This is a genomic window from Pseudomonas sp. SMV71, from assembly GCF_052042015.1.
In the GTDB taxonomy this organism is placed as follows: domain Bacteria; phylum Pseudomonadota; class Gammaproteobacteria; order Pseudomonadales; family Pseudomonadaceae; genus Aquipseudomonas.
Map to the genome: position 1 here is coordinate 79,676 of NZ_JBKGGU010000014.1, position 25,834 is coordinate 105,509.

The window sequence follows — 25,834 nt, forward strand, 5'->3', positions numbered from 1 at the left end:
CGGTGGATCAGCGAGCAGTGATGTGACTGACGCACCGCTATCGCGAGCAGGCTCGCTCCCACAGGGAGAATTTTTTCAATGATTATTCGACGCTCCCCAACCCCTGCCAATGCTTGAGGCCGATGAAGATGAACCGCAGTTGCTGGGTGATCTTCGCCTGGGGCGTGAGATGTTCAGGCAGGGCTTTGGCGGGTGGGTCGATGATGTCGGGCAGGGTGGCGAACACGCTCTTGACGATGAGATCGGCCATCACGCTCAACCCGGCGAAGTCCAGATGCTGCAGCTTGGGCATCAAGGACAGGTCAGCGGCCAGGTCCGAGCTGATGTCTTCGCGCAGTCGAGCGATGGCCTGGCGCACCGGCAGGGAGCCGCCGTACTGTTCGCGAGCCAGGAACAGGAACTGTGACCGGTTGGCCTGCACGACATCGAGGAATATCCGCACCGATGCGTCGATGATGCCACCCATGACGAACTCGTTGTGGCGCACCAGGCGGATGGTTTCGCGGAAGGTCTGGCCGACCTCGCAGACCAGGGCCAGGCCCAGTTGGTCCATGTCATCGAAGTGCCGGTAGAATCCGGTGGGCACGATGCCCGCTGTCTTGGCGACTTCCCGCAGGCTCAGGCTACCGAACCCCCGTCCGCACTCCATCAGATGACGGGCAGCGTCCATCAGGGCAATTCGGGTCTGTTGTTTCTGTTCGGCGCGGGGCAGCATCGCAGGACTGACTTCCGAGTCATGGGAGCGACGCACTCTAGCAAATCGGCTTTGCCGACGTCGAACGGTAGAAAGGGGCGTGGGAAACAAGCGCTTTGAAAAATCAAAAGCCCGATTGCAGGAATCGGGCTTTTTTCTGGGCCAGCATGGGCTCAGCTCGCTGTACGGTTGCGTTCGATCACACGGTCACCGCCGCCTTCGGCGAGGGCTTCACCCAGTGGAGTGCGGTCGGAACCGTCGGCTGCAAGGCTTTCACCCAGTGGGGTACGGTCGGAACCGTCGGCTGCAAGGCTTTCACCCAGTGGGGTACGATCGGAACCGTCGGCTGCGAGGCTTTCATCCAGTGGAGTGCGGTCGGAACCGTCGGCTGCGAGGCTTTCACCCAATGGGGTGCGGTCGGAACCGTCGGCTGCCAGGCTCTGGCCTTGTGGGGTGCGGTCGCCACCGTCCTGGACCAGGCCTTTTTCTTCCAGGCGATCCCGGCCACCTTCTGCGACGGTCTGGCTGTAGACCGAATGGCTATCTTTAACCTGTGGCGTGGCTTGTTCGGAAGCCGGCAGTGCGAAAGCAGTGGAAGCCAGCAGTGAAAGGGACAGACTCATCAGTAATTGGCGTTTCATGATCATTGCTCCTTGGGAGGGCGATAAAGTGGGTACGGAGGCAATGCTACTCTCGATAAGTCGATATAAAAGTTCATAAACGCAATGGTAATAATCAACCGAATTGATTGTTCCGCAGAGAGGCTCTAGATCGGGCCTTTCAGCGGGATGGTTTTGCACGTAAGTGGGTATTTTGTACTCACTCGTGCCTCACAAACGTGCGGGAGCGGTAACAGATAGCTGGCGGATTGGTCAGGATTGGCCGGTCTTCTGATGCCGTTCATCGGCCCTGGTGTTAAACCAGTTGGCCGTTTCGCCAGTCCAATCCATCACGAACGGGCCGAGCACAGGTTCGTCTTTCCAAGCGTCGCGGTCTGGACGCCCTATTTGTCATCAGGAGCCTTGTGCATGACGCGCACTTCAAAAATCCTCGCCTGGAGCCTTGCCAGTCTTTTCGTCTTGCTGGCCGTGCTGGTGCTGGTCATCGCGTTCTTCGATTGGAACCGGATCAAGCCCACGCTCAACGCCAAGGTTTCCGAGGAGTTGCACCGCCCGTTCGCCATTAACGGCAACCTGGCGGTGGTCTGGCAGCGCGAGCCGGAGGAGGGCGGCTGGCGAGCCTGGCTGCCGTGGCCCCATGTCGTGGCCGAGGACTTGAGCCTGGGCAACCCTGACTGGTCGAAAACCCCGCAGATGGCCACGCTCAAGCGTGTCGAATTGCGCATTTCGCCGTTGGCGCTGCTGGCCCGCCGGGTGTCGATCCCGCGCATTGACCTGAGCGAGCCCAATGCCAATCTGCAACGGCTTGCCGACGGCCGCGCCAACTGGACCTTCCAGTTCGACCCGAAAGACCCCGACGCCGAGCCCTCCAGTTGGGTAGTGGACATTGGCGCGATCGGCTTTGACAAAGGCCACGTCACACTGGACGACCAGACCCTCAAGACCCGGCTCGACCTGATGATCGACCCGTTGGGCAAACCCATTGCGTTCAGCGAGATCGTTGGCGACAAGGCGGCCAAAAAGGTCCAGGAGCAGGGCGCGGCGGCCCAGGACTATGCATTCGCCTTCAAGGTCAACGGGCAATATCACGGGCAGGACCTGAGCGGCTCGGGCAAGGTCGGCGGTTTGCTGGCCTTGCAGGATGCGGCCCGGCCTTTTCCATTGCAGGCCCAGGCGAAGATTGCCGACACGCGCATTGAACTGGCCGGTACCCTGACCGATCCGATGAACCTCGGCGCCCTGGACCTGCGCTTGAAACTGGCCGGCAACAGCCTGGCGCACCTGTACCCGCTCACCGGTGTGACCCTGCCGGATTCTCCGCCCTATGCCACCGATGGCCGGCTGATCGCCAAGCTCCACGAGCCGACTGGCGCGCTGTTTCGCTATGAAGGGTTCAACGGCAAGATCGGTGACAGCGACATCCATGGCGACCTGGCCTATGCCGCCAGCCAGCCCCGGCCGAAACTCAGCGGCGCGCTGGTCTCCAATCAACTGTTGTTCAGTGACCTGGCGCCGTTGATCGGTGCGGACTCCAGCACTGAGCAAAAGGCCCGTGGCGCTGCGAGCAAGCAGCCGAGCGACAAGGTCCTGCCGGTGGAAGAGTTTCGCACCGAGCGCTGGAGCGCGATGGACGCCGATGTGGAATTCACCGGTAAACGCATCGTCCATAGCGAGCAGTTGCCCTTCACCGATCTCTACACTCATCTGGTACTCCACGACGGCCAGTTGAGCCTCGAACCCCTGCGCTTTGGCGTGGCCGGTGGCAAGCTCGATGCGCAGGTTCGCCTCAACGGGCACACCCAGCCTCTTGAAGGCCAGGCCAGGCTGACCGCACGGGGCTTCAAGCTCAAGCAGCTGTTCCCGGGTTTCGAACCGATGAAGACCAGCTTCGGCGAATTGAACGGCGATGCCGACATCAGCGGGCGCGGCAATTCGGTCGCGGCGTTGCTCGGCACCTCCAACGGCACCCTGAAGATGCTCATCAACGACGGCGCCATCAGTCGCGAGCTGATGGAGCTGGCGGGGCTGAACGTCGGGAACTATGTGGTGGGGAAAATCTTTGGCGACAAGGAAGTGAAGATCAATTGCGCGGCGGCGGATTTCGATATCAAGACCGGCCTGGCGACCAGCCGCCTGTTCGTGTTCGACACTGAGAACGCGATCATCTACATCGACGGCACCGCGAACATGGCGACCGAACAATTGGACCTGACCGTGACGCCCGAGTCCAAGGGCTGGCGCCTGATTTCCCTGCGCTCGCCGCTGTACGTGCGGGGCACGTTCGCCAAGCCCGCTGCCGGCGTCAAGGCGGTGCCGCTGATGTTGCGCGGCGCCGGGATGGTCGCCCTGGGGGTGATCGCCGCGCCGGCGGCGGGATTGCTGGCGCTGGTTGCACCCAGCGGTGGTGAGCCGAACCAGTGCGCGCCGTTGCTGGAGCAAATGAAGGCGGGCAAGGCGCCGGTGACGGTGAAGCCGACGCGTTGATCAATCATTAAGTTGCAGTGAAGCAGCCGGCCCTATCGCGAGCAGGCTCGCTCCCACATCGAACGGGTTTCTTCAGGAAGAACACGATCACCTGTGGGAGCGAGCCTGCTCGCGATGGCGATATCACAGGTCAGCGAGGATATCGGCCATGTCATCGGCATGCTCTTCTTCCTGAGCCAGGATGTCTTCGAAGATGCGCCGGGTGGTCGGGTCTTTTTCGCCGATGTACTGGATGATTTCCCGGTAGCTGTCGATGGCGATCCGTTCGGCCACCAGGTCTTCGTAGACCATCTCCTTGAGCGTATTGCCCGCCACGTATTGCGCATGGGAATGCCGGGTCAACAGGTCGGGGTTGAATTCCGGCTCGCCGCCCAGTTGCACGATGCGCTCGGCCAGTTTGTCGGCATGTTCGGCTTCCTGGGTCGCGTGTTCGAGGAATTCCCCGGCCGCCACGCCGGCCTTCAGGCCGGTTGCCATGAAATAGTGGCGCTTGTAGCGCAGCACGCACACCAGTTCGGTGGCCAGTGCTTCGTTGAGCAGGCGGATGATTTCCTGTCGGTCGGCACCGTAGCCCTCGGTCACCGCGCCGTTCTGCACATTCTGCCGGGCGCGTTCGCGCAAGGTGGTTACGTCGGTCAAGTGCATGTCGTTCATCTCGTTCTCCTGGAGGCTGATCCGGTTGAGGTGTCGCGCTCTGCAGGCGCGATCGCTCTGAATCTGAGTGACTCGCGCCTGGAAAAGTTTTACCGGATCTTTCAGCAGACTCTTCCTCTGGCCTCCAATCAAACCGCAGACAGGCGTGCCTCCTCCTCAAGCCATTGGAAGAATGCGCGCACCGGCGCATGGCGTTCGCGCCCCGGTACGCACAGGGCGCTATAACCGGCGCCCTTGACCTGAATCTCGGGCCGATAAGCCACCAGCAAGCCGCTGGCCACGCTCGCAGAAACTAGAATGTTGCTCGCCAGCACCAGGCCCTGTCCGGCAATCGCCGCCTGCAAGGCGTAATGCTCCTCGTCGTACTCGCGCACGCAAGGTTGCCGGGTGAGCCAATCTTCCCCGGCCCGGGCGCACCAGGCGTCCCAGCCGTGGGCATAAAGCTTGGAGTTGTGCCAGCGCACGCTGATCAATGTGGGGGGCTGCCGCGCTGCCAGGGACACCTGGTCGGGCGAGCCGTAGACGCCAAAATGTTCGTCGAACAGGCACAGGCCATAAAGGTTCGGGTAACTGTCCAGGCTATAGCGCAGCACCAGGTCGACGCTGGCATCCTGATGCAGGTCGATCACCTCGCAGTGGGTGTCCAGGCGCACATTGATGTTCGGGTGACGTGCGTAAAACCGTCCCAGGCGCGGCACCAGCCACAGCGCGGCAAACGCCGCCGTAGTGGAGAGTGTCAGGTGCGTGTTGCTGCGTTGCGGGCGCAGGGTCTCGACGCTTTGCGCCACGTCCAGCAAGGCCCCATGCAGGCTATGAAACAACCGCTGGCCGCCGTCGGTGAGACGTACCTGACGTGGCAAGCGTTCGAACAGTTGCACGCCCAGCCAGGTTTCCAGGGCGCGGATCTGATGGGAAACCGCCGTGGGCGTCACCGATAACTCTTCGGCGGCTGCCTTGAAACTGAGCAGGCGCGCGGCGGATTCGAAGGCACGCAAGGCGTTGAGAGGCAGGGCAGAGAACATCGACGGGCGCTCGGTTATGGGTGAGAAAAGCTCATCCAGCTTGATTAGCGTTCGTTTGTCGGGAAATGCAATCGACCGTCAATCTGATGGCTCCAGGCAGTTCTGAGTGTAGCTGAACAACAGGAGCTTCAGATGAGCAATATTCTTGTGGTACATGGCAGCCCCCGTGGCGAACGTTCCCATTCGCGGCGTCTGGCCGAGGCGTTTCTCTCGGCCTGGCAGGCGGTGCATCCCGATGCTGTGCCGACCCGTCGCGAAGTGGGGCGCACACTGGTTCCTCCCGTCAACGAAGCCTTCATCGCTGCCGCGTTCTACCCCGAGCCCCAGGCCCGGCCGCTGACCATGCAGGCGGACCTGGCCCTGAGCGACGCCCTGGTCGCGGAGCTGCAGGCCCACGACCGGCTGGTGATTTCCGCGCCCATGCATAACTTCAGCGTGCCCAGCGGTGTGAAGGCCTGGATCGACCAGATCGTGCGGATCGGCCTGACCTTCAATCACAGCCTGGACAATGGTGTATCGCACTACGAGCCGTTGCTGCTGGGCAAGAAGGCCTTGATCGTGACCAGCCGTGGCGACTTCGGCTTTGGCCCCGGTGGCCCATTGGAGGGCATGAACCACGCGGACACGCTGTTGCGTACGGTCTTGGGTTTCATCGGCATCACCGACGTGACGGTGGTGGCCGCCGAAGGCGAGGAGTCGGCCGAGCGCAGCTTTGCGTTGTCTTGCGCCGAGGCCGAACAGCGCTTGCTGGCCCTGGCCCGGAGCTTCTGATGGCCTGGGTCCTGCTGCTGGTCGCCGCCGGGTTCGAGGTCACCTTTGCCATGGGGATGAAATACGCCGAGGGATTCACCCGGTTCTGGCCCTCGCTGGTCACGGTGCTGGCCGCCGTGGGCGGGATCGGCTGCCTGACCCTGTCGATGCGCGAACTGCCAGTGAGCGTGGCCTACCCGATCTGGACCGCCATCGGTTCATTGGGCACGGTGTTCCTGGGGGTTGCGCTGCTCGGTGAGAGCCTGACGCTGATGAAAGTCGTTTCGGTGGGGCTGATAGTGGCGGGCGTGGCCGGGCTGAAGTGACGCGGGTGTCATAGACTGGTCATCAACGATGTCGATGCTGACCACCTCTTGATCACAAGGATGTTGCCATGTCGCAACGCTGCGCCACTCGCTACCCCCTGGTACTGGTTCCGGGCATGCTCGGGTTCATTCGCCTGGTGCTGTATCCGTACTGGTATGGGATCGCCGCGGCATTGCGCCAGGAAGGTGCGGTGGTGGTGGAGGTGAAAGTTTCGCCGCTGCATTCATCCGAGGTGCGTGGCGAACAGTTGTTGGCGAGGATCGAGGAGGTCCTGCGCCAGACTGGCGCGCAGAAGGTCAACCTGATCGGCCACAGCCAGGGCAGTCTCACTGCCCGCTACGCCGCCGCCATGCGCCCGGACCTGGTGGCCTCGGTCACTTCCGTGGCCGGTACCAATCACGGCTCCGAACTGGCCGACTACCTGCAAACCCACTACCCGGTCGACAGTGCCAAGGGTCGCCTGCTCAGTGCCGCCCTGCGCCTGGTCAATGCCCTGATGAGCCTGTTGGAGACCGGTTATCGCGGGCCCAGGTTGCCGGTGGATATCCAGGCCTCCCACGCCTCCCTCACCACGGCCGGGGTGGCACTGTTCAACCAGCGTTATCCGCAAGGACTGCCCCAGCACTGGGGCGGGCACGGACCGGAGGAGGTCAACGGCGTGCGCTATTACTCCTGGTCCGGGACCCTGCAGCCGGGCAAGACCGACAGGGGCCGCAACCTGTTCGACGGCACCCACCGCAGTTGCCGCCTGTTCGCCCGCACATTCGTGCGCGAGGCGGGGCAGTGCGACGGCATGGTCGGACGGTTCAGCTCGCACCTGGGCACGGTCATTGGCGATGACTATCCGCTGGATCATTTCGACATCGTCAATCAGTCGCTGGGGTTGGTGGGCAAGGGTGCCGAGCCGATCCGGTTGTTTGTCGAGCATGCAGAGCGATTGAAAGCGGCTGGGGTTTAGGCCATCGAGCAGCACCGTGTAATCGTTCATCGCAAGCAGGCTCGCTCCCGCAGGGTTTCGCGGGCGGGTGCGCAAATGGCTACCTTTTGGGAGCTAGCCTGCTCGCGATGACGGCATTCGGGCAGATCGACCTGAGGAAGGTGTAACAGGCTTTGTCTACACTGCAACACATCGCCGTACCCTCCGGGCGGCCTTCAGGAGAAATTCCATGAAAATGCTGCGTGTCCCGTTGTTGCTGATCGGTTTGCTGGCATGCTCCCAGGGCTTCGCCGCGACGGCGCAACAGACCAAGATGACCACCTGCAACGCCGACGCCAGCGCCAAGGCGCTCAAGGGCGATGAGCGCAAAGCGTTCATGAGCGAATGCCTCAAGACCAAGCCGCCAGAGGTGCGAGGCGGCACGCCGCAGGAGCGCATGAAGAACTGCAATGCCGTTGCCACCACCAAGGCGCTCAAGGGTGATGAGCGCAAGGCGTTCATGAGTGATTGCCTGAAGAACAAGTGACGTTTTGCGTCAGTGCGGGCCTCATCGCGAGCAAGCTCGCTCCCACATTGGATTGGCGTGGCTCGGTCCATTGTGGGAGCGAGCTTGCTCGCGATGGGCCTGCACAGACGCTGCAAAAACCTCTGAACTGCGCCAGAGATCGGCCGATACAATCCCTAGTGCTGCTCGCTGAAGGCTGGCAGACTGCCAATCCTTTCACGCCGTTCGTTCTTGAGGCTGTATGCCAACGTTTTCTCAGCGTCATGTGTTGTTGGTGATCAGTTGGGTGATCATTTTCGGTGGGTTGTTGCTGGTGCTGCCGCTGCGCCTGCTGCCGAGCCTGTTGGCCGGGTTGCTGGTGTTCGAGCTGGTCAACATGCTCACGCCCCAGTTGCAGCGTTTGATCGAAGGCCGACGGGCCCGTTGGCTGGCGGTGGCGCTACTGGGAACGCTGGTGGTCAGTGTGCTGACGCTGATTTTCGCCGGCGCCATCAGTTTCCTGTTGCATGAAGCGGAGAACCCCGGCGCGTCCCTGGACAAGTTCATGGGTGTGGTCGACCGAGCCCGTGGACAACTGCCGCCGTTCATCGACGCCTACCTGCCGGCCAGCGCCGCCGAGTTCCGGGTGGCCATCGGCGCCTGGATGAGCAAGCACCTGAGCGAGCTGCAACTGGTGGGCAAGGATGCGGCCCATATGTTCGTGACGCTGCTGATCGGCATGGTCCTGGGGGCCATCGTCGCCCTGCAGCGCATCCCCGACCTGACCAAGCGCAAACCCCTGGCCGCCGCGCTGTTCGATCGCCTGAACCTGCTGGTCAAGGCGTTTCGCAATATCGTCTTCGCGCAGATCAAGATTTCCCTGCTCAACACCTTCTTCACCGGGATTTTCCTGGCGGTGGTGCTGCCGCTGTTCGGCATCAAGTTGCCGCTGACCAAGACCCTGATCGTAATGACCTTCCTGCTGGGCTTGCTGCCGGTCATCGGCAACCTGCTCTCCAACACCTTGATCACCATCGTCGGCCTGTCGCTGTCGATCTGGGTGGCGGTGGCGGCGCTGGGTTACCTGATCGTGATCCACAAGCTGGAATATTTCCTCAATGCGCGGATCGTTGGCGGGCAAATCAGCGCCAAGTCCTGGGAACTGCTCATGGCGATGCTGGTGTTCGAGGCGGCGTTCGGGTTGCCTGGGGTAGTGGCGGGGCCGATCTACTATGCGTATCTCAAGAGTGAGTTGAAGCAGATCGGGATGGTCTAGGACAGCGGTTGCCGGTTGCCGGTTGCCGGTTGCCGGTTGCGAGCTGCAAGCTTCAAGCTTCAAGTAAAAGCTATCGGCGATAACCCGACTGCTCTTCCTTGAAGCTTGCAGCTCAAAGCTCGAAGCTGCTTTTATCCATAGCGCTTCATCGCCTCGATCGCCAACCCGCTGCCGATGCTGCCGAAGATGTTGCCTTCCACATGCCGTGCCTGGGGCAGCATGGCCGAGACGCTGTTGCGCAGCGCCGGGATGCCGCTGGAACCACCGGTGAAGAACACCGTGTCGACCTGATCGACGCCGACGTTGGCATCGCCCAGCAATTGCGTGACGCTGGTGCGCACTCGCTCCAGCAGACCATCAATGGCCGACTCGAACAGGGCCCGGCTCAGGTCCACGCTCAGGCCCGGTTCGATCCGGTCCAGGGCCACGTGGCGCTGGTCGGTGTGGGTCAGCTGGATCTTGGTTTCTTCCACTTCCATCGCCAACCAATGCCCGGCGCGTTGTTCGATCAGCTTGAACAGCCGGTCGATGCCGCCGGTGTCTTCAATGTCGTAGCGCATGCTGCTCAGGGCCAGGGTGGATTTCTGTGAGTACACACCGTTGATGGTGTGCCAGGTCGCCAGGTTCATGTGGTGGCTGGTGGGCATGTAGGCGCCGCTCTTCATGCGGCTGCCGTAGCCGAACAGCGGCATCAGGCCGGCCAGCGACAATTGCTTGTCGAAGTCGGTGCCGCCGATGTGCACGCCACCGGTGGCGAGGATGTCGGCGTGGCGGTTGTCGTGCATGCGGCGCTCGGGTGACAGGCGCACCAGGGAGAAGTCCGAGGTACCGCCGCCGATGTCGACGATCAACACCAGCTCTTCTTTGGTGATGGTCGATTCATAATCGAACGCCGCCGCGATGGGTTCGTACTGGAACGAGACTTCCTGGAAGCCGATGGCGCGGGCCACATCCGCCAGGGTGTTTTCCGCTTCCTGGTCGGCCGCCTCATCATCGTCGACGAAATACACCGGACGACCCAGCACCACCTCTTCGAACTCCCGACCGGCGGTGGCTTCGGCGCGTTTTTTCAGCTGGCCGATGAACAATCCCAGCAGATCCTTGAACGGCATCGCCGTGCCCAACACGCTGGTGTCGTGCTTGATCAGCTTGGAACCCAGCAGGCTCTTGAGCGAGCGCATCAACCGGCCTTCGTAGCCTTCCAGGTATTCGTGCAGGGCCAGGCGGCCGTATACCGGGCGACGCTCCTCTAGATTGAAAAAGACCACCGAGGGCAGGGTGATCTTGTCGTCCTCCAGCGCGATCAGCGTTTCCATACCGGGGCGCAGCCAGCCGACGGTGGAGTTGGACGTGCCGAAGTCGATGCCGCAGGCACGGGCTGGGGATGCGTTTTTCATGTCTTTCAGCTTCCGGGTGAAAAAACGGCCGCGCAGTGTATGCCAGTGCGGCGCGGATTCGAAGGCCGGCGATCTGCTAATTCTGGAACATCGGCCTTGAAAGACGCGGTTTTGTCCCCAAACTTGCTGGCATGGGTCTGGCAGCACAGGGCGGTTACAAGAACCGCCACCTTCTGCCGATAAACTTCTGACGTACCGCCCGGTCCCAATCTTGAGGTCGGTCAACCCGCTGTCCGGTCATCCGGGCATGCTGTGCGTGGCGGTGCGACATCGATAACGGATGGTGATGCTTAGATGGATTTCAAAGACTACTACAAGATCCTGGGTGTCGAGCCGACGGCCGACGATGCCACGATCAAGGCCGCCTATCGAAAACTGGCGCGCAAATATCACCCGGACGTGAGCAAGGAAAAAGACGCCGAGACCCGGTTCAAGGACGTCTCCGAAGCCTATGAAGCGCTCAAGAGCGCCGACAAACGCGCCGAATACGATGACCTGCGCCGCTACGGCCAGCACGGCCAACCATTCCAGGGCCCGCCGGGCTGGCAGAGCCGCGGTGGTTTTGGCGGTCAGGACACCGGCGACTTTTCGGATTTCTTCAGTTCGATTTTCGGTAATCGCGGGCCGGGTTTCGGCGGCGGACATTCAGGTCGCAGCGCCGGCCGTCGAGGACAAGACGTGGAATTGGAATTACCGATCTTCCTGGAAGAAACCCTCGCGAGCGAGTCGAAAAAAGTCAGCTACCAGGTGCCGCAGTACAACGCGGCGGGCCAGCACGTGAGCAACACCAGTAAAAGCCTGAACGTGAAGATCCCGCTGGGCGTGACCGACGGCGAGCGCATCCGCCTCAAGGGCCAGGGCGCGCCGGGGATCGGTGGCGGCGCCAATGGCGACTTGTACCTGACTATCCGCTTCGCGCCGCACCCCAAGTTCGACGTCGAGGGTCAGGACCTGATCATCACCTTGCCCCTGGCCCCATGGGAGTTGGCGCTGGGCGCCGAAGTGGCGGTCCCGACCCTCACCGGCAAGATCAACCTCAAGGTTCCGGCCGGCAGCCAGAACGGTCAGCGCATGCGCGCCAAGGGCCACGGCTTGCGTAACAAGGCCGGTGAGCGCGGCTACCTGTTCGTCCAGCTCAAGGCTGTGATGCCCAAGGCCAGCGACGACACGATCAAGGGCCTGTGGGCGGAGCTGGCGAAGAAAGCCGCGTTCGACCCACGGGAGAATTTCTGATTGTTTGAGGGCTAGACTCGACAGTCAAGGCATTGGGAGAAGCAGACCATGAACAACCCGATCATTGAACTGAACTTGAGCGAATTCTGCGAAGCCGCCGCGTTGCAGGATGTCCATGTCATCGAAATCGTCGCCCATGGCATCCTCGAACCCCACGGCGCGGCGCCGAAGGATTGGCGTTTCACCGACTACGAACTGGTCCTGGCCCGCCGCGCCGCCAGGCTGCGCCGCGAGCTGGAGCTGGAATGGGAAGGCGTCGCCCTGGCGCTGGACCTGCTGGAGGAAGTGCAGCACCTGCGCAACGAAAACCGCATGCTCAAGCAGCGGTTGGGGCGGTTGGTGGAGTGAAGCATATATTCCTGAGCCAGATGTAAGCCTTGTGGCGAGGGAGCTTGCTCCCGCTGGGGCGCGAAGCGGCCCTGAAAAAATGGGCCTGCTGCGCAGTCCAGCGGGAGCAAGCTCCCTCGCCACAGGAAACGGGTCAGGCCATCGTCAAAACAGAAAATACCGCTGCGCCATCGGCAGCACTTCAGCCGGCTCACACCACAACAACACCCCATCGGCCTTGACCTGATAGGTCTGTGGGTCGACGTCGATGTTCGGCAGGTAGTCGTTGTGGATCAGGTCGGTCTTCTGCACGTCGCGGCAGCCTTTGACCACGGCGATTTTCTTTTTCAACCCGAGCTGCTCCGGCAGCCCCGCTGCGGCGGCGGCCTGGCTGATGAAGGTCAGGCTGGTGGCGTGGCGCGAGCCTGCGAAGCTGGCGAACATCGGCCGGTAATGCACTGGCTGCGGCGTCGGGATCGAGGCGTTGGCGTCGCCCATCAAACTGGCGGCAATGGCCCCTCCCTTGAGGATCAGGGTCGGCTTGACGCCGAAAAACGCCGGGCGCCACAGCACCAGGTCGGCCCACTTGCCGACTTCGATGGAGCCCACTTCATGGCTGATGCCATGGGTGATCGCCGGGTTGATGGTGTACTTGGCGATGTAGCGCTTGATCCGGAAGTTGTCGTTGCCTTCGCCATCGCCAGGCAACGCGCCGCGCTGTTTTTTCATCTTGTCGGCGGTCTGCCAGGTGCGGGTGATGACTTCGCCGACGCGGCCCATGGCCTGGCTGTCGGAGCTGATCATCGAAAACGCGCCGAGGTCATGGAGGATGTCTTCGGCGGCGATGGTCTCGCGGCGGATGCGGCTCTCGGCGAACGCCACGTCTTCGGCAATGCTCGGGTCCAGATGATGGCAGACCATCAACATGTCCAGGTGTTCGTCGATGGTGTTGCGGGTGAATGGCCGGGTCGGGTTGGTGGAGCTCGGCAGCACGTTGGCGAAGCCGCAGGCCTTGATGATGTCCGGTGCGTGACCGCCACCGGCGCCTTCGGTGTGGTAGGTGTGGATGGTGCGGCCCTTGAAGGCGGCCAGGGTGGTTTCGACGAAGCCTGATTCGTTGAGGGTGTCGGTGTGGATCGCCACCTGGACGTCGTACTGGTCGGCCACGCTCAGGCAGTTGTCGATGGAAGCTGGGGTGGTGCCCCAGTCTTCGTGCAGTTTCAGGCCGATGGCGCCGGCCTTGACCTGTTCGATCAACGGCTCCGGCAGACTGGCGTTGCCTTTGCCGGTCAGGCCGATGTTCATCGGGAAGGCATCGGCGGCCTGGAGCATGCGCGCCAGGTGCCAGGGGCCGGACGTGCAAGTGGTGGCGTTGGTCCCGGTGGCCGGCCCCGTGCCGCCGCCGATCATGGTGGTGACGCCGCTCATCAGCGCTTCTTCGATCTGCTGCGGGCAGATGAAGTGAATGTGGGTGTCGATGCCGCCAGCGGTGAGGATCATGCCTTCGCCGGCGATCACTTCGGTACTGGCGCCGATGGCGATGGTCACATCCGGCTGGATGTCCGGGTTACCGGCCTTGCCGATGGCGGCAATGCGTCCGTCCTTGAGGCCGACATCGGCCTTGACGATACCCCAGTGGTCGATGATCAACGCATTGGTGATCAAGGTGTCCACGACCTCGGCGGCCAGCAGTTGGCCCTGGCCCATGCCGTCGCGAATCACCTTGCCGCCGCCGAATTTCACTTCTTCGCCGTAGGTGGTGAAGTCTTTCTCCACTTCGATCCACAATTCGGTGTCGGCCAGGCGCACCTTGTCGCCGACGGTGGGGCCGAACATGTCGGCATATGCCTGACGACTTATTTTCATTTCATGGTTCCTCGGAACTGAGCTGCAAGCTTCAAGCTGCAAGCCTCAAGTAACAACAAAGCGAAGGGGAGCGCCGCAAACCGCTGTTTCTTGCAGCTTGCAGCTAGAGACTTGCAGATGAAGTCTACAAGTCGCCCATGATTCGTCCCGCGAACCCGTAAACTCGCCGCAACCCAGCCAGATCGACAAGCTCGACTTCCCGACTCTGGCCCGGCTCGAAGCGCACGGCGGTGCCGGCCGGGATGTTCAGGCGCATGCCGCGGCTGGCGGCGCGGTCGAAGGTCAGGGCGTCGTTGGTCTCGAAGAAGTGATAGTGCGAGCCGACCTGGATCGGCCGGTCGCCGCTGTTGGCAACGCTCAGCGTCAGGGTGCGGCGCCCGGCGTTGAGTTCGATTTCGCCGGGCTGGACCTGGTATTGGCCTGGGATCATTGCGGTTGCCCCAAAGTCTTGTAGTAGATGGCGGTCGGGGTGTAGGTCCCGTCCGGGCTCTGGCAGTAGTCCGGCAGTTCGCCGACACGGGTGTAGCCCAGGGCTTTGTAAAACGCTTCGGCTTCGGAGCCGGCCTGGGTGTCCAGATACAGCAGGCCGCGCTTGTGCTGGCGTGCGCCGAGTTCCAGGGCGTTCATCAGCTGCTGGCCCAGGCCGCGGCGGCGGGCATCGCCGCGTACCAGCAGCTTCTGCACTTCGGCCCGGTTCAGGCCGTTGGGTTTCTGGCACAGGGCAAGCTGGACGCTGGCCTGGACTTGCTCATCCTTGACCACCACCCACAGCAACAGACTGCCTTGGTTGAGGCTGGCCTGGACCTCGTCGAAATAGGCACGGGCCTGGGCCGCATCGAGGTCGGCCATGAAGCCGACACTGGCGCCGTGTCCCACGGCATCAAGCAACAGATCGATCAGGCCCTGGCGATAATGCGCAAAGCTCTCAGCGTGGACTCGACGCAACTGGGCAGCGTTCATCGCGGTTCACTCCTTGTTGGCAGCAGGCGCAGGTGCGCCGGGATTGAGGGTCAACTGCATGAACGTCAGGTCCAGCCAGCGACCGAACTTGGTGCCCACCTGGGGCATTTGCCCGGTGGTGACGAAACCGGCCCGCTCGTGCAGTCGAATCGAGGCCGCGTTGCCGCTTTCGATGGCGGCCACCATGATGTGTTTGCCACAGGTCCTGGCGCGTTCGATCAGCGCGCTCATCAATTGCGGGCCGAGACCATTGCCGCGCTGGTCATTGCGCACGTACACCGAATGCTCGACGGTGTGGCGGAAGCCGTCGAAGGGCCGCCAGTCGCCGAACGAAGCGTAGCCGAGGACGTTGTCGTCGGCATCGACTACCACCAATACCGGATAACCCTGGGCTTGCCGGGCGCTGAACCAGGCCTGGCGATTACCCAGGTCCACGGCCTGCTCGTTCCAGATCGCCGTGGTGTTCAGTACCGCGTCGTTGTAGATGTCGCGGATCGCTGGCAGGTCAGTGTGCCGGGCATCCCGAACGTGATAAGTCATGGCGCGGCCTCAAGCAATGGGTTGGTGAACGGTGACCAGTTTGGTGCCGTCGGGAAATGTCGCCTCCACCTGGATCTCCGGGATCATTTCCGGGATGCCTTCCATTACCTGTTCGCGGGTCAGCAACGTGGTGCCGTAGTGCATCAGCTCGGCCACGGTCTGGCCGTCCCTGGCGCCTTCGAGCAGGGCTGCGGAAATATAGGCCATGGCCTCGGGGTAGTTGAGTTTCAAGCCACGGGCCAGCCGCCGCTCGGCAACGAGGCCGGCGGTGAAGATCAGCAGCTTGTCTTTTTCGCGTGGAGTCAGGTCCATGGGCAGTCCGTAAAGGCAGTTAAATAAATTCGGGTTAACAACACACAGCCCCTGTGGGAGCGAGCCTGCTCGCGATAGCGGTGTGTCGGTCAACTGCTATGTTGAAGCTTCCATTGCTATCGCGAGCAAGCTCGCTCCCACAGAAAAGCCAAATCATGTGCTCCAGATTCTTGGGGGGACGGCCTCTCGACCGAGCAACGCTGGCCGCAGCAAACGCCACAACTCAACCAACCACCCCCGCGCCAGCAACGCCTCGCTCGCCAGGCACCGCGCCACGACCAGCCCAGGCAGTTGGGTCAGGTCACCGCGCACCGCATGGTCCAGGGATCGGCATTGCTCCAACAATTCGCTATCGATTTCACCCGTCACCAGCAACGTGGCGAACACCGGATCCCCGCCCAGCCCGATGGCCGAGTCCAGCAATCCGTCGTCGCCGACGATGCGCTGGCGTTCATGCCACAGCAACTGGCCGTCGCGGCGAATGTCCAGCCGCGACTGGAAATGCCCGAGGTCGAATCGCTCACCGCTGGCCGGTCGGCCCAGGGCGACTACGTCCCAATAGAACAAACGCCCATCGCCTTGCAGGTCGATGCGGGTGCTGAGTTCGGCCTGGGCCGCGCTGAAGACGATGGTTTCCTGAGGCAGCCATTCCAGGGTCGCGCCGGGGCTGACCTCCAGGGTCAGGTTCTGATACGCCGGGCCGCCGGCGCGATACCACTTGGCCGCGCCAGGGCTGGTCAGCTGTGCCCAGGCGCCAGGGCCGACACTGGCCGAAATATCCAGGCGGTCGCCTCCGGCAATTCCGCCCGGTGGGTGGACGATGATGTGCTGGCACACCTCGGGCCCTTCGGCGTACAAATGCTTTTGCACCCGCAACGGGCCTTTATGGCGGCGTTGGACCGGGCGGGTACAGTCGCCGAACCGGGCGTAGCCGAGCTCCAGCGCCGCGTGCCAGCTGGGGGTGAACAGCGCCGCGGGCGCCAACGCAAAGACAGGTAGGTTCATGGTTTCTGATAATTCTCGGGACGCTACAGACTAGATCGTAACCAGTGCGCGTACACCCTCGGCTTCCATATTTTCCCCGCGCCCCTGTTGCACGATCTCGCCTCGGGACATCACCAGGTACTGATCGGCCAGTTCGGCGGCGAAGTCGTAAAACTGCTCCACCAGCAGAATCGCCATGTCGCCCCGGGCCGCCAGTTTCTTGATGACGGCGCCGATCTCCTTGATCACCGACGGCTGGATGCCCTCGGTGGGTTCGTCGAGGATCAGCAGCCGCGGTCGGCTCGCCAGCGCCCGGCCAATCGCCAGTTGCTGTTGCTGGCCGCCGGACAAGTCACCGCCACGACGCTGTTTCATCTGCAACAGCACCGGGAACAGTTCATAGATGAACGTCGGTACTTCCTTGGCCTCGGAGCCTGGGAAACGCGACAGGCCCATCAGCAGGTTTTCTTCCACCGTCAGCCGACCGAAAATCTCGCGGCCCTGGGGCACATAGGCGATGCCGGCATGCACCCGTTGGTGCGGCTTGGACGTGGTGATCGGCTGGCCTTCCCAGTTCACCGCGCCTTCCTTGGCCGGCAAAAGGCCCATCAGGCACTTGAGCAGGGTAGTTTTGCCCACGCCGTTGCGCCCCAACAGGCACGTCACCTCGCCGACCTTCACATCGAACGACAGGCCCCGCAGGATGTGGCTACCGCCGTAGTATTGGTGAAGATGTTGGACCTGTAACATTTGAACTCCGTTCGTAGGGCTTCAAGCGGCAAGCTTCAAGCGGCAAGTAAGAGCGGGACGGTGCGAGACTTGCTTTAACTGGCCGCTTGAAGCTTGCGGCTCGAAGCTGGCCGATTCATCTTCCCAAATAAACTTCAACGACTCGTTCATCGGCCTGCACCTGCGCCAGCGACCCTTCGGCCAGCACGCTGCCCTGGTGCAGCACGGTGACGTGGTCGGCAATCGCGCCGACGAAGCCCATGTCGTGTTCCACCACCATCAGCGAATGCTTGCCCGCCAGGGACTTGAATAGCTCGGCGGTGAAGTCGGTCTCGGCGTCGGTCATGCCGGCCACCGGTTCGTCCAGCAATAACAGTTGCGGATCCTGGACCAACAGCATGCCGATCTCCAGGAACTGCTTCTGTCCGTGGGACAGCAACCCGGCGGGGCGATTGACCGAGGTGGTGAGGCGGATGGTCTCCAGCACTTCGCTGATGCGCTCATGCTGTTCGCCGCTCAGCCTGGCCCGCAGGCTGGCCCACACCGACTTGTCGGTCTTGAGCGCCAACTCCAGGTTTTCGAACACACTCAGGGCTTCGAACACCGTGGGTTTCTGGAACTTGCGACCGATGCCGGCCTGGGCAATCCGCACCTCGCTCATGCTGGTCAGGTCCAGGGTTTCGCCGAACCAGGCCTTGCCGTGGCTGGGGCGGGTTTTGCCGGTGATCACGTCCATCAACGTGGTCTTGCCCGCGCCGTTGGGGCCGATGATGCAGCGCAATTCGCCAACGCCGATGTACAGGTTCAGATCGTTCAGGGCCTTGAAACCGTCGAAGCTGACGCTGATGTCCTCCAGGGTCAGGATCGTGCCGTGGCGGGTGTTCAGGCCAATGCCTGCGGCCTGGCCGAGGCCGATGGCGTCGCGGCTGCTGCCCTGGTCTTTGTTGGGTTCCAGGATGGGTTCGAGCATGAAGTCGGCCGTGGGTGTGATTCTCATTGTTCGCCCCTTTTCTTCAGCAACCCGATCACGCCCTTGGGCAGGTACAAGGTCACGACGATGAACAGCGCACCGAGGAAGAACAACCAATATTCAGGAAACGCCACGGTGAACCAGCTCTTCATGCCATTGACCACGCCCGCGCCCAGCAGCGGTCCGATCAGGCTGCCACGTCCGCCGAGGGCCACCCACACGGCGGCCTCGATAGAGTTGGTCGGTGACATTTCGCTGGGGTTGATGATGCCCACCTGCGGCACGTACAACGCACCGGCCAGGCCGCACAGCACCGCGCTCAGTACCCAGACGAAGAGCTTGAAGCCACGGGGGTCGTAGCCGCAGAACATCAACCGGTTCTCGGCATCGCGCAGGGCGGTCAGCACCCGGCCGAACTTGCTGCGGGCCAGGCGCCAGCCGAGGAACAGGCTCACCACCAACAGCAGCACCGTAGCCAGGAACAACACGGCCCGGGTGCCCGGCTCGGTGATGCCGAAGCCCAGGATCGAACGGAAATTGGTGAAGCCGTTGTTGCCGCCAAACCCGGTCTCGTTGCGGAAGAACAGCAGCATGCCGGCGAAGGTCAGCGCCTGGGTCATGATCGAGAAATACACACCCTTGATCCGCGAGCGGAAGGCAAAGAAGCCGAACACCAGCGCCAGCAGACCGGGGGCCAGCACCACCAGGGCCAACGCCCAGAGGAAGCTGTCGGTGCCGGTCCAGTACCAGGGCAACTCGGTCCATGACAGGAAGGTCATGAAGGCCGGCAGGCCATCGCCGGCCGCCTGGCGCATCAGGTACATGCCCATGGCGTAGCCGCCCAGGGCGAAGAACAGGCCGTGGCCGAGGGAGAGCAGGCCGGCGTAACCCCAGACCAGATCCAGCGCCAGGGCAACGATGGCGTAACAAAGGATCTTGCCCACCAGCGTCAGGGTATAGGCCGAGACTTGTAGCGGGTTGTCCGCCGACAACAGCGACAGCAACGGCAGGCTCAGCAGCACGGCGAGCACCAACGCGCCGACCACAAGGGTGACTTTGGGACCGGCCTTTTGCGTGGCCGTGACGATCAGGGGCTGGTTCATCAGTCGATTACCCGTCCTTTGAGCGCGAAGAGGCCTTGCGGACGCTTCTGGATGAACAGAATGATCAACGCCAGGATCAGGATCTTGCCGAGCACGGCGCCGATCTGCGGTTCGAGGATCTTGTTGGCGATGCCCAGGCCGAAGGCCGCATAGACGCTACCGGCCAGTTGACCGACGCCGCCGAGCACCACCACCAGGAAGGAATCGATGATGTAGCTCTGGCCCAGGTCCGGGCCGACGTTGCCGATCTGGCTCAGGGCCACGCCGCCGAGCCCGGCGATTCCCGAACCCAGGCCGAAGGCGAGCATGTCGACGCGGCCTGTAGGCACGCCGCAGCAGGCCGCCATGTTGCGGTTCTGGGTCACGGCGCGCACGTTGAGACCCAGGCGCGTCTTGTTCAGCAACAGCCACGTCAGCACTACCACGAACAGCGCAAAGGCGATGATCACGATGCGGTTGTACGGCAGCACCAGGTTCGGCAATACCTGGATCCCGCCCGACAGCCAGGCCGGGTTGGCGACCTCGACGTTCTGCGCGCCGAACACCAGGCGCACCAGTTGGATCAGCATCAGGCTGATGCCCCAGGTGGCGAGCAGGGTCTCCAGCGGACGGCCATAGAGGTGGCGGATCACCGTGCGTTCCAGGGCCATGCCGATGGCGGCGGTGATGAAGAACGCCACCGGCAGGGCGATCAGCGGGTAGAACTCGATGGCATCGGGGGCGAAGCGCTGGAACAGGATCTGCACCACGTAGGTGGAATAGGCGCCGAGCATCAGCATTTCGCCGTGGGCCATGTTGATCACCCCCAGCAGGCCGAAAGTGATCGCCAGGCCGAGGGCGGCGAGCAGCAGGATCGAGCCCAGGGACATGCCGCTGAAGGCCTGGCCGAGCAGCTCGCCGACCAGCAACTTGCGCTTGACCTGGCTGAGGCTGGTTTCGGCGGCGGTGCGTACGTTGGCATCAGTTTCGACGCCGGGCTCGAGCAAGCCCTCGAGGCGAGTACGAGCCAGCGGGTCGCCGGTTTCTCCCAGCAGCCGGACGGCGGCCAGGCGCACGCCGGGGTTGCTATCCACCAGTTGCAGATTGGCCAGCGCCAGGCTCAGGGCGGCATGCACGTCTTCGTTCTGTTCACCGGCCAGTTGCCGGTCGAGAAACGCCAGTTGGGCCGGGCGTGCGCTTTTCTGCAACTGCCGGGCGGCGTCAAGGCGCACGCGTGCATCGGCGGCGAGCAGTTGGTGACTGGCGAGGGCGGTTTCGATCAGCCCCCGTAAGCGGTTGTTCAAGCGCAGGGTCTTGGGTTGGCCGTCGAGGGTCAACTGGCCTTGCTGCAAGGCGTCGATCAACTCGACGCGCCCAGGCTCGGGCTGCGCGGCCCAGGTTTCCAGAAGCCTGGCCTGCTGGGTCGGGTTGGCGGTGGCGAAGTCTTCGGCGTCGCCGGCGTGGGTGGCCACTGGTAACAGCAGCACCAGGGCGAGGATGAGGCGGTAGAGGGCAGTGGGCATAGAAAATCGCCTTACGCGGACAATGTGGGAGCGAGCTTGCTCGCGATAGCGGTGGTTCAGTGTGCAGTTATGCTGAATGTGCCGCCGTCATCGCGAGCAAGCTCGCTCCCACAAGGGAGTTGTGTTGGCTTAAGCACCGTGCTCAAGCCGACACCCATGGGCTCAGTTGCTCTTCACCGCATAGTCGGGCTTCTTGTCGTTGCCGGCGATGAACGGGCTCCATGGCTGGGCGCGGATCGGGCCTTCGGTCTGCCAGACCACGTTGAACTGACCGTCGTCCTGGATCTCGCCGATCATCACCGGCTTGTGCAGGTGGTGATTGGTCTTGTCCATGGTCAGGGTGTAGCCCGACGGTGCGGCGAAGGTCTGGCCGGCCAGGGCTTCGCGGACTTTGTCGACATCGGTGGACTTGGCTTTCTCCACCGCTTGGGCCCACATGTGGATCCCTACATAGGTGGCTTCCATCGGGTCGTTGGTCACCGCCTTGTCGGCGCCCGGCAGGTTCTTGGCCTTGGCGTAGGTTTTCCAGGCGTCGACGAATTTCTTGTTCGCCGGGTTATCCACCGACTCGAAGTAGTTCCACGCCGCCAGGTTGCCCACCAGCGGCTTGGTGTCGATGCCGCGCAGTTCTTCTTCGCCCACCGAGAACGCCACCACCGGAACGTCGGTGGCTTTCAGGCCCTGGTTCGCCAGCTCCTTATAGAACGGCACGTTGGAGTCGCCATTGACCGTGGAGATGACGGCGGTCTTGCCGCCGGCCGAGAACTTCTTGATGCTCGCCACGATGGTCTGGTAATCGCTGTGGCCGAACGGGGTGTAGACCTCTTCGATGTCCTTGTCCGCCACGCCTTTGGAATGCAGGAATGCGCGCAGGATCTTGTTGGTGGTGCGCGGGTAGACGTAGTCGGTGCCCAGCAGGAAGTAGCGCTTGGCACTGCCGCCTTCTTCGCTCATCAAATATTCCACCGCCGGGATCGCCTGCTGGTTCGGCGCTGCGCCGGTGTAGAACACGTTCGGCGACATCTCTTCGCCTTCGTACTGCACCGGGTAGAACAGCAGGCCGTTGAGTTCTTCGAATACCGGCAACACCGATTTACGCGACACCGAGGTCCAGCAGCCGAACACTACCGCGACCTTGTCCTGGGTCAGCAGCTGCCGGCCCTTTTCCGCGAACAGCGGCCAGTTCGACGCCGGGTCCACGACCACCGCTTCAAGCTTCTTGCCGTTCACACCACCCTTGGCGTTGATCTCGTCAATGGTCATCAGGGCCATGTCCTTGAGGGACGTCTCGGAAATCGCCATGGTGCCGGACAGCGAATGCAGGATACCGACCTTGATGGTCTCGGCGGCCTGGACGGTCCAGGCCATGCCCATCGCGGCAATGCTTGCCGAGAGTGTAAAAGCCTTGATCAAGCTACGACGCTTCATTGTGCGATCTCCGTGGACTTTATGAGTTTTCTTGGTTGGCAGATGCAGACGCTGAAGGAGGCTTTTGCAAGGGGTGTGCCCGGTTGGGGGGAGGCGCGGAAACAGGGAGTTGGCGGGGTTAAGAAAAACGCGGGCGCACCATGAGCGGTCGCATCATGAGGATTGGTGCGAGGAGATGCTCTACATTGGGGCGCGGGGTTGAAGCCTTGGCATGACTCTGCTTGTGAATACAGACCCGTGGCGAGGGAGCTTGCTCCCGCTGGGCTGCGAAGCAGCCCCCATTTGGCAAAGTCATCAGCGATTGCCCCAGAACTCAGAATCCGGGGGCGCTTCGCACCCCAGCGGGAGCTTGCTTCCTCGCCACGGTTGGCGTCAGCCTGCCTTTATCGGCGCCGCATGAGTCCGATGAAAAACAGCCCGCCGATAGCGGCTGTAGCGACACCAATCGGCAAATCTTCCGGGGCGATCAGGGTACGGGCGGCGACGTCCACCCAGACCAGGAACAGGCTGCCCAGCAGCACGCAGGCCGGCAGCAGCCGACGGTGCTCGGCGCCCACCAGGCGCCGGGCAATGTGCGGCACCATCAGTCCGACGAAGCCGATCGAGCCGCTGATGGACACCAGCACACCGGTCATCAGCGAGGCGATCAGAAAGATCCACAAGCGCACTCGCGCGGCGTTCAGGCCCAGGGTCACGGCGGTCTGCTCACCGGCCATCAACGCATTCAGCGGCCGGGCCATGCCTAGCAGCAACACCAGTCCGAGCAGTACGCTGACGGCCGGCACCGCCAGCAATTCCCAGCGCGCCAGGCCCAGGCCGCCGAGCATCCAGAACATCACCGCCGAGCTGGCGCGATGGTCACCGAGAAACAGCAGCAGATTGGCCGCCGCCATCATCACGAACGACACCGCCACCCCGCACAGCAACAGGCGATCACTTTCCAGGCGCCCCTGGCGACTGGCAATCGCCAACACCAGCAACATACTCAGCAGTGCACCGATGAACGCAGCGAGGGGCAGGGTCAGCAGGCCGACGATTTCGCCGACATGCAGCACCACGATGACCGCGCCCAGGGTTGCGCCGGACGTGACCCCCAGCAAGTGCGGGTCGGCCAGCGGATTGCGCGTGACCGCCTGCAGCACCGCGCCGATCAACGCCAGGCCCGCGCCCACCAAGGCGCCGAGCAGCAGGCGCGGCACGCGGATCAGCCAGACGATGTGCTCCTGGCCGGGCGTCCAGTAGACGTCGCCGATACCCAAAGCCTTGTTCAGCAGGATGTCCCAGACCACGGCCACCGGCACCCGCGCCGGGCCGAAGCCCAGGGACACCACGCACGACACCAGCAGCAACGCGCCGAGCAGCACCAGCAGCGCGCCATAGCGACGATCGTTCATGGACGGTAAAAACCCTTCGCCAGGGTTTGCACCGCCAGCACGTTATCGATCCCCGGCGTGGCCTGGACGTAGGGGATCACGATGAAGCGCCGGTGCTTGATCGCGTCCACCGATTGCAGGGCCGGGTTGTCCAGCAGGAAATGCTGCTTCTGCTCGGCACTGACTTCGCCGTAGTCGACGATCACGATGACCTCGGGATTGCGCTCCACGACGTTTTCCCAATTGACCCGGGTCCAGCTGGTTTCCACGTCGTCGAGAATGTTGCGACCGCCGGCGGCGTCGATCAGCGCTTGGGGCATGCCCAGACGGCCGGAGGTCATGGCCCGGTCTTCGCCGCTGTCGTAGAGGAACACCCGAGGTCGATCCGCTGGCAGCTGCTTACGGACCTCGGCCACTTGGGCCTGCATCGTTGCAATCAGGGCTTCGGCGCGATCCTGCACATCGAAGATCTTTCCCAGGTTGCGCAGGTCGTTGTAGGTGTCTTCCAGCGACGCCGCCGGACGTTTCATCACGAAGGCACAGGACTCGGTCAGTTCATACACGTTGATGCCCAGCGGTTGCAGGGTCTGCGGCGTCAGGTCGCCGCCTACGCGCATGCCATAGTCCCAACCGGCGAAGAAGAAATCCACGTTGGCATTGAGCAGGGTTTCCACCGACGGGTACTTGGCTGCCAGTTCCGGCAGGCCGTCGAGGATCTTCGCCATCTCGGGCGTCACCGATTTCCAGCCACTGATGCCGCTGTAGCCGACCATGCGCGGCTTGAGCCCCAGGGCGAGCATCATCTGGGTCATGTTGATGTCATGGCTGACCGCGTGCCGGGGTGCCTGGTTGAACTGCACCTGGCGGTTGCAGCTCTGGATCGTCAGCGGATAGTGGGTGGCCTCGGCCAGGGCCTGGGCGCTGCCCAGCAGCAGGGGCAGGAGCAGCAGAAAACGCAAAGTCATGGTTGGGTTATCCAGGTGATTCGGGGGTAGCCGGACAGCGGATGCTCGTCCACCAGCGCCTGCACGCCGAACACCTCGCGCAACAGCTCGGCGGTGAGGACATCACTCGGTGTGCCGCTGGCGACGATGCGCCCGTGTTCGATCACGTACAGCCGGTCGCAGAACGCGGCGGCCAGGTTCAGGTCGTGAAGGCTGGCGAGGGTACCGATGCCCAGGCCCTTAATCAGTTGCAGCAGTTGCAGTTGATAGTGCGGGTCGAGGTGATTGGTCGGCTCGTCGAGGATCAGCAGTCGTGGTTGCTGGGCCAGGGCGCGAGCCAGGATCACCCGCTGCTTCTCACCGCCCGACAGCGTGGCGAAGGCATGCGCGCCGAAGCCTTCAAGCCCGGCCGCCGCCAGTGCCTGGAGCACCAGGCGCCGGTCGTCATGGGTGTCGGTGTCGAACAGACCTTTGTGCGGCGTGCGGCCCATGGCGACCACTTCTTGCACCGTCAGGCCAAAGGCTTCGGGAAACTCCTGCAGCACCACGGCGATGCGTTGTGCGCACCAGCGTGACGACTGTTTCCACACATTGTGATGCTCGAATTTCACCTCGCCACGTTCCGGCCGGCTGAAGCGATAGGCGCAGCGCAACAGGCTGGTCTTGCCGCTGCCATTGGGCCCGATCAACCCGACGAACTCCCCGTCCGCCACCTGCAACGTGACGTCATGCAGCTGGAACTGGTGATGGCAATGCCCGTGGCCCAGGGGTGTCCAGGCGAGGTGGGAGAGGGTGAGCGAGGTCATGCGTGTACTCGAATGATGGATCGACACACAGTTCCCTCTGTGGGAGCGAGCCTGCTCGCGATAGCGATCTATCAGCTACATCACTGTTGGCTGATCCACCGCTATCGCGAGC

At 62.8% G+C, this 25,834-nt stretch carries 27 protein-coding genes; 8 read left to right on the top strand and 19 right to left on the bottom strand.

Features of this window, described 5'->3' with window-relative positions:
- Positions 1–82: 82 nt before the first annotated feature.
- A complete protein-coding gene (locus tag ACLEJQ_RS16100; RefSeq protein ID WP_440796625.1) occupies positions 83–715 on the bottom strand; it encodes a TetR family transcriptional regulator in 633 nt (210 codons plus the stop codon).
- Between the two features lie 152 nt (positions 716–867).
- Positions 868–1,335: a hypothetical protein gene (locus ACLEJQ_RS16105; protein WP_440796533.1), complete on the bottom strand. Its 468-nt coding sequence runs from the start codon at positions 1,333–1,335 to the stop codon at positions 868–870.
- 387 nt (positions 1,336–1,722) lie between these two features.
- On the opposite strand from ACLEJQ_RS16105, the gene ACLEJQ_RS16110 reads away from it, so the two are divergent.
- Positions 1,723–3,798, top strand: a complete 2,076-nt coding sequence (locus ACLEJQ_RS16110; RefSeq protein ID WP_440796534.1) for an AsmA family protein — start codon at positions 1,723–1,725, stop codon at positions 3,796–3,798.
- A 123-nt stretch (positions 3,799–3,921) separates the two neighbouring features.
- On the opposite strand, the gene ACLEJQ_RS16115 is transcribed toward ACLEJQ_RS16110, so the two are convergent.
- Positions 3,922–4,452, bottom strand: a complete 531-nt coding sequence (locus tag ACLEJQ_RS16115; RefSeq protein ID WP_440796535.1) for a ferritin-like domain-containing protein — start codon at positions 4,450–4,452, stop codon at positions 3,922–3,924.
- 128 nt (positions 4,453–4,580) lie between these two features.
- Positions 4,581–5,474, bottom strand: coding sequence for a LysR substrate-binding domain-containing protein (locus tag ACLEJQ_RS16120; protein WP_440796536.1), 894 nt, complete (start codon positions 5,472–5,474; stop codon positions 4,581–4,583).
- A 132-nt stretch (positions 5,475–5,606) separates the two neighbouring features.
- Between ACLEJQ_RS16120 and ACLEJQ_RS16125 the strand changes: the two genes are divergently transcribed.
- The 5 genes from ACLEJQ_RS16125 (at position 5,607) to ACLEJQ_RS16145 (ending at position 9,248) form a co-directional block, all read left to right on the top strand.
- Positions 5,607–6,245: an FMN-dependent NADH-azoreductase gene (locus ACLEJQ_RS16125; RefSeq protein WP_440796537.1), complete on the top strand. Its 639-nt coding sequence runs from the start codon at positions 5,607–5,609 to the stop codon at positions 6,243–6,245.
- Entirely contained in the window at positions 6,245–6,550 is a 306-nt protein-coding gene (locus tag ACLEJQ_RS16130; RefSeq protein WP_440796538.1) for a DMT family transporter, read from the top strand. The genes ACLEJQ_RS16125 and ACLEJQ_RS16130 overlap by 1 nt, the downstream gene beginning before the upstream one ends.
- A gap of 68 nt (positions 6,551–6,618) precedes the next feature.
- A complete protein-coding gene (locus tag ACLEJQ_RS16135; RefSeq protein WP_440796539.1) occupies positions 6,619–7,509 on the top strand; it encodes an alpha/beta fold hydrolase in 891 nt (296 codons plus the stop codon).
- A 208-nt stretch (positions 7,510–7,717) separates the two neighbouring features.
- Positions 7,718–8,014 carry a PsiF family protein gene (locus ACLEJQ_RS16140; RefSeq protein ID WP_440796540.1) on the top strand — a complete coding sequence of 99 codons (297 nt, stop codon included), beginning with the start codon at positions 7,718–7,720 and terminating at the stop codon, positions 8,012–8,014.
- Positions 8,015–8,234: 220 nt separating this feature from the next.
- Positions 8,235–9,248, top strand: a complete 1,014-nt coding sequence (locus tag ACLEJQ_RS16145) for an AI-2E family transporter (protein WP_440796541.1) — start codon at positions 8,235–8,237, stop codon at positions 9,246–9,248.
- A gap of 131 nt (positions 9,249–9,379) precedes the next feature.
- Here the strand turns inward: ACLEJQ_RS16145 and ACLEJQ_RS16150 are convergent, their stop codons facing one another.
- On the bottom strand, positions 9,380–10,645 hold the full coding sequence (locus ACLEJQ_RS16150; protein WP_440796542.1) for an Hsp70 family protein: 1,266 nt from the start codon (positions 10,643–10,645) through the stop codon (positions 9,380–9,382).
- Between the two features lie 294 nt (positions 10,646–10,939).
- On the opposite strand from ACLEJQ_RS16150, the gene ACLEJQ_RS16155 reads away from it, so the two are divergent.
- Both ACLEJQ_RS16155 and ACLEJQ_RS16160 read left to right on the top strand, forming a co-directional pair.
- Positions 10,940–11,878 (top strand): DnaJ C-terminal domain-containing protein, encoded by a 939-nt coding sequence (locus ACLEJQ_RS16155; RefSeq protein ID WP_440796543.1) that lies wholly within the window; start codon positions 10,940–10,942, stop codon positions 11,876–11,878.
- Between the two features lie 48 nt (positions 11,879–11,926).
- Positions 11,927–12,226, top strand: a complete 300-nt coding sequence (locus ACLEJQ_RS16160) for a chaperone modulator CbpM (RefSeq protein WP_245138702.1) — start codon at positions 11,927–11,929, stop codon at positions 12,224–12,226.
- Positions 12,227–12,370: 144 nt separating this feature from the next.
- On the opposite strand, the gene ureC is transcribed toward ACLEJQ_RS16160, so the two are convergent.
- The 14 genes from ureC to ACLEJQ_RS16230 all read right to left on the bottom strand — a co-directional run bounded on the left by ureC (position 12,371) and on the right by ACLEJQ_RS16230 (position 25,722).
- Positions 12,371–14,071, bottom strand: a complete 1,701-nt coding sequence (ureC, locus tag ACLEJQ_RS16165; protein WP_440796544.1) for an urease subunit alpha — start codon at positions 14,069–14,071, stop codon at positions 12,371–12,373.
- A gap of 124 nt (positions 14,072–14,195) precedes the next feature.
- Positions 14,196–14,501, bottom strand: a complete 306-nt coding sequence (locus ACLEJQ_RS16170; protein WP_440796545.1) for an urease subunit beta — start codon at positions 14,499–14,501, stop codon at positions 14,196–14,198.
- A complete protein-coding gene (locus ACLEJQ_RS16175) occupies positions 14,498–15,031 on the bottom strand; it encodes a GNAT family N-acetyltransferase (RefSeq protein ID WP_440796546.1) in 534 nt (177 codons plus the stop codon). Before ACLEJQ_RS16175 ends, ACLEJQ_RS16170 begins: the two co-directional genes overlap by 4 nt.
- Before the next feature lie 6 nt (positions 15,032–15,037).
- Positions 15,038–15,571 carry an N-acetyltransferase family protein gene (locus tag ACLEJQ_RS16180; RefSeq protein WP_440796547.1) on the bottom strand — a complete coding sequence of 178 codons (534 nt, stop codon included), beginning with the start codon at positions 15,569–15,571 and terminating at the stop codon, positions 15,038–15,040.
- A 9-nt stretch (positions 15,572–15,580) separates the two neighbouring features.
- Positions 15,581–15,883 (bottom strand): urease subunit gamma, encoded by a 303-nt coding sequence (ureA, locus tag ACLEJQ_RS16185; RefSeq protein ID WP_047227360.1) that lies wholly within the window; start codon positions 15,881–15,883, stop codon positions 15,581–15,583.
- A gap of 153 nt (positions 15,884–16,036) precedes the next feature.
- Positions 16,037–16,888: an urease accessory protein UreD gene (locus ACLEJQ_RS16190; protein ID WP_440796548.1), complete on the bottom strand. Its 852-nt coding sequence runs from the start codon at positions 16,886–16,888 to the stop codon at positions 16,037–16,039.
- A 30-nt stretch (positions 16,889–16,918) separates the two neighbouring features.
- Positions 16,919–17,617 carry an urea ABC transporter ATP-binding subunit UrtE gene (gene urtE / locus ACLEJQ_RS16195; protein ID WP_440796549.1) on the bottom strand — a complete coding sequence of 233 codons (699 nt, stop codon included), beginning with the start codon at positions 17,615–17,617 and terminating at the stop codon, positions 16,919–16,921.
- A 115-nt stretch (positions 17,618–17,732) separates the two neighbouring features.
- A complete protein-coding gene (gene urtD, locus ACLEJQ_RS16200; RefSeq protein WP_440796550.1) occupies positions 17,733–18,593 on the bottom strand; it encodes an urea ABC transporter ATP-binding protein UrtD in 861 nt (286 codons plus the stop codon).
- On the bottom strand, positions 18,590–19,669 hold the full coding sequence (gene urtC / locus ACLEJQ_RS16205) for an urea ABC transporter permease subunit UrtC (RefSeq protein WP_440796551.1): 1,080 nt from the start codon (positions 19,667–19,669) through the stop codon (positions 18,590–18,592). Before urtC ends, urtD begins: the two co-directional genes overlap by 4 nt.
- A complete protein-coding gene (urtB, locus tag ACLEJQ_RS16210; RefSeq protein WP_440796552.1) occupies positions 19,669–21,171 on the bottom strand; it encodes an urea ABC transporter permease subunit UrtB in 1,503 nt (500 codons plus the stop codon). The genes urtC and urtB overlap by 1 nt, the downstream gene beginning before the upstream one ends.
- Positions 21,172–21,333: 162 nt before the next feature.
- Complete coding sequence (gene urtA, locus ACLEJQ_RS16215; protein WP_440796553.1) at positions 21,334–22,599, bottom strand: urea ABC transporter substrate-binding protein; 1,266 nt, start codon at positions 22,597–22,599, stop codon at positions 21,334–21,336.
- A 383-nt stretch (positions 22,600–22,982) separates the two neighbouring features.
- Complete coding sequence (locus tag ACLEJQ_RS16220; RefSeq protein WP_440796554.1) at positions 22,983–23,993, bottom strand: FecCD family ABC transporter permease; 1,011 nt, start codon at positions 23,991–23,993, stop codon at positions 22,983–22,985.
- Positions 23,990–24,937 carry an ABC transporter substrate-binding protein gene (locus ACLEJQ_RS16225; RefSeq protein ID WP_440796555.1) on the bottom strand — a complete coding sequence of 316 codons (948 nt, stop codon included), beginning with the start codon at positions 24,935–24,937 and terminating at the stop codon, positions 23,990–23,992. The genes ACLEJQ_RS16220 and ACLEJQ_RS16225 overlap by 4 nt, the downstream gene beginning before the upstream one ends.
- Entirely contained in the window at positions 24,934–25,722 is a 789-nt protein-coding gene (locus tag ACLEJQ_RS16230) for an ABC transporter ATP-binding protein (RefSeq protein ID WP_440796556.1), read from the bottom strand. The genes ACLEJQ_RS16225 and ACLEJQ_RS16230 overlap by 4 nt, the downstream gene beginning before the upstream one ends.
- Between the last annotated feature and the right edge of the window lie 112 nt (positions 25,723–25,834).

Excerpts from the sequence above, each read along its gene's own strand:
- ACLEJQ_RS16100 (WP_440796625.1), bottom strand. The coding sequence starts at position 715 with ATGCTGCCCCGCGCCGAACAGAAACAACAGACCCGAATTGCCCTGATG.
- ACLEJQ_RS16105 (WP_440796533.1), bottom strand. The coding sequence starts at position 1,335 with ATGAAACGCCAATTACTGATGAGTCTGTCCCTTTCACTGCTGGCTTCC.
- ACLEJQ_RS16110 (WP_440796534.1), top strand. The coding sequence starts at position 1,723 with ATGACGCGCACTTCAAAAATCCTCGCCTGGAGCCTTGCCAGTCTTTTC.
- ACLEJQ_RS16115 (WP_440796535.1), bottom strand. The coding sequence starts at position 4,452 with ATGAACGACATGCACTTGACCGACGTAACCACCTTGCGCGAACGCGCC.
- ACLEJQ_RS16120 (WP_440796536.1), bottom strand. The coding sequence starts at position 5,474 with ATGTTCTCTGCCCTGCCTCTCAACGCCTTGCGTGCCTTCGAATCCGCC.
- ACLEJQ_RS16125 (WP_440796537.1), top strand. The coding sequence starts at position 5,607 with ATGAGCAATATTCTTGTGGTACATGGCAGCCCCCGTGGCGAACGTTCC.
- ACLEJQ_RS16130 (WP_440796538.1), top strand. The coding sequence starts at position 6,245 with ATGGCCTGGGTCCTGCTGCTGGTCGCCGCCGGGTTCGAGGTCACCTTT.
- ACLEJQ_RS16135 (WP_440796539.1), top strand. The coding sequence starts at position 6,619 with ATGTCGCAACGCTGCGCCACTCGCTACCCCCTGGTACTGGTTCCGGGC.
- ACLEJQ_RS16140 (WP_440796540.1), top strand. The coding sequence starts at position 7,718 with ATGAAAATGCTGCGTGTCCCGTTGTTGCTGATCGGTTTGCTGGCATGC.
- ACLEJQ_RS16145 (WP_440796541.1), top strand. The coding sequence starts at position 8,235 with ATGCCAACGTTTTCTCAGCGTCATGTGTTGTTGGTGATCAGTTGGGTG.
- ACLEJQ_RS16150 (WP_440796542.1), bottom strand. The coding sequence starts at position 10,645 with ATGAAAAACGCATCCCCAGCCCGTGCCTGCGGCATCGACTTCGGCACG.
- ACLEJQ_RS16155 (WP_440796543.1), top strand. The coding sequence starts at position 10,940 with ATGGATTTCAAAGACTACTACAAGATCCTGGGTGTCGAGCCGACGGCC.
- ACLEJQ_RS16160 (WP_245138702.1), top strand. The coding sequence starts at position 11,927 with ATGAACAACCCGATCATTGAACTGAACTTGAGCGAATTCTGCGAAGCC.
- ureC (WP_440796544.1), bottom strand. The coding sequence starts at position 14,071 with ATGAAAATAAGTCGTCAGGCATATGCCGACATGTTCGGCCCCACCGTC.
- ACLEJQ_RS16170 (WP_440796545.1), bottom strand. The coding sequence starts at position 14,501 with ATGATCCCAGGCCAATACCAGGTCCAGCCCGGCGAAATCGAACTCAAC.
- ACLEJQ_RS16175 (WP_440796546.1), bottom strand. The coding sequence starts at position 15,031 with ATGAACGCTGCCCAGTTGCGTCGAGTCCACGCTGAGAGCTTTGCGCAT.
- ACLEJQ_RS16180 (WP_440796547.1), bottom strand. The coding sequence starts at position 15,571 with ATGACTTATCACGTTCGGGATGCCCGGCACACTGACCTGCCAGCGATC.
- ureA (WP_047227360.1), bottom strand. The coding sequence starts at position 15,883 with ATGGACCTGACTCCACGCGAAAAAGACAAGCTGCTGATCTTCACCGCC.
- ACLEJQ_RS16190 (WP_440796548.1), bottom strand. The coding sequence starts at position 16,888 with ATGAACCTACCTGTCTTTGCGTTGGCGCCCGCGGCGCTGTTCACCCCC.
- urtE (WP_440796549.1), bottom strand. The coding sequence starts at position 17,617 with ATGTTACAGGTCCAACATCTTCACCAATACTACGGCGGTAGCCACATC.
- urtD (WP_440796550.1), bottom strand. The coding sequence starts at position 18,593 with ATGAGAATCACACCCACGGCCGACTTCATGCTCGAACCCATCCTGGAA.
- urtC (WP_440796551.1), bottom strand. The coding sequence starts at position 19,669 with ATGAACCAGCCCCTGATCGTCACGGCCACGCAAAAGGCCGGTCCCAAA.
- urtB (WP_440796552.1), bottom strand. The coding sequence starts at position 21,171 with ATGCCCACTGCCCTCTACCGCCTCATCCTCGCCCTGGTGCTGCTGTTA.
- urtA (WP_440796553.1), bottom strand. The coding sequence starts at position 22,599 with ATGAAGCGTCGTAGCTTGATCAAGGCTTTTACACTCTCGGCAAGCATT.
- ACLEJQ_RS16220 (WP_440796554.1), bottom strand. The coding sequence starts at position 23,993 with ATGAACGATCGTCGCTATGGCGCGCTGCTGGTGCTGCTCGGCGCGTTG.
- ACLEJQ_RS16225 (WP_440796555.1), bottom strand. The coding sequence starts at position 24,937 with ATGACTTTGCGTTTTCTGCTGCTCCTGCCCCTGCTGCTGGGCAGCGCC.
- ACLEJQ_RS16230 (WP_440796556.1), bottom strand. The coding sequence starts at position 25,722 with ATGACCTCGCTCACCCTCTCCCACCTCGCCTGGACACCCCTGGGCCAC.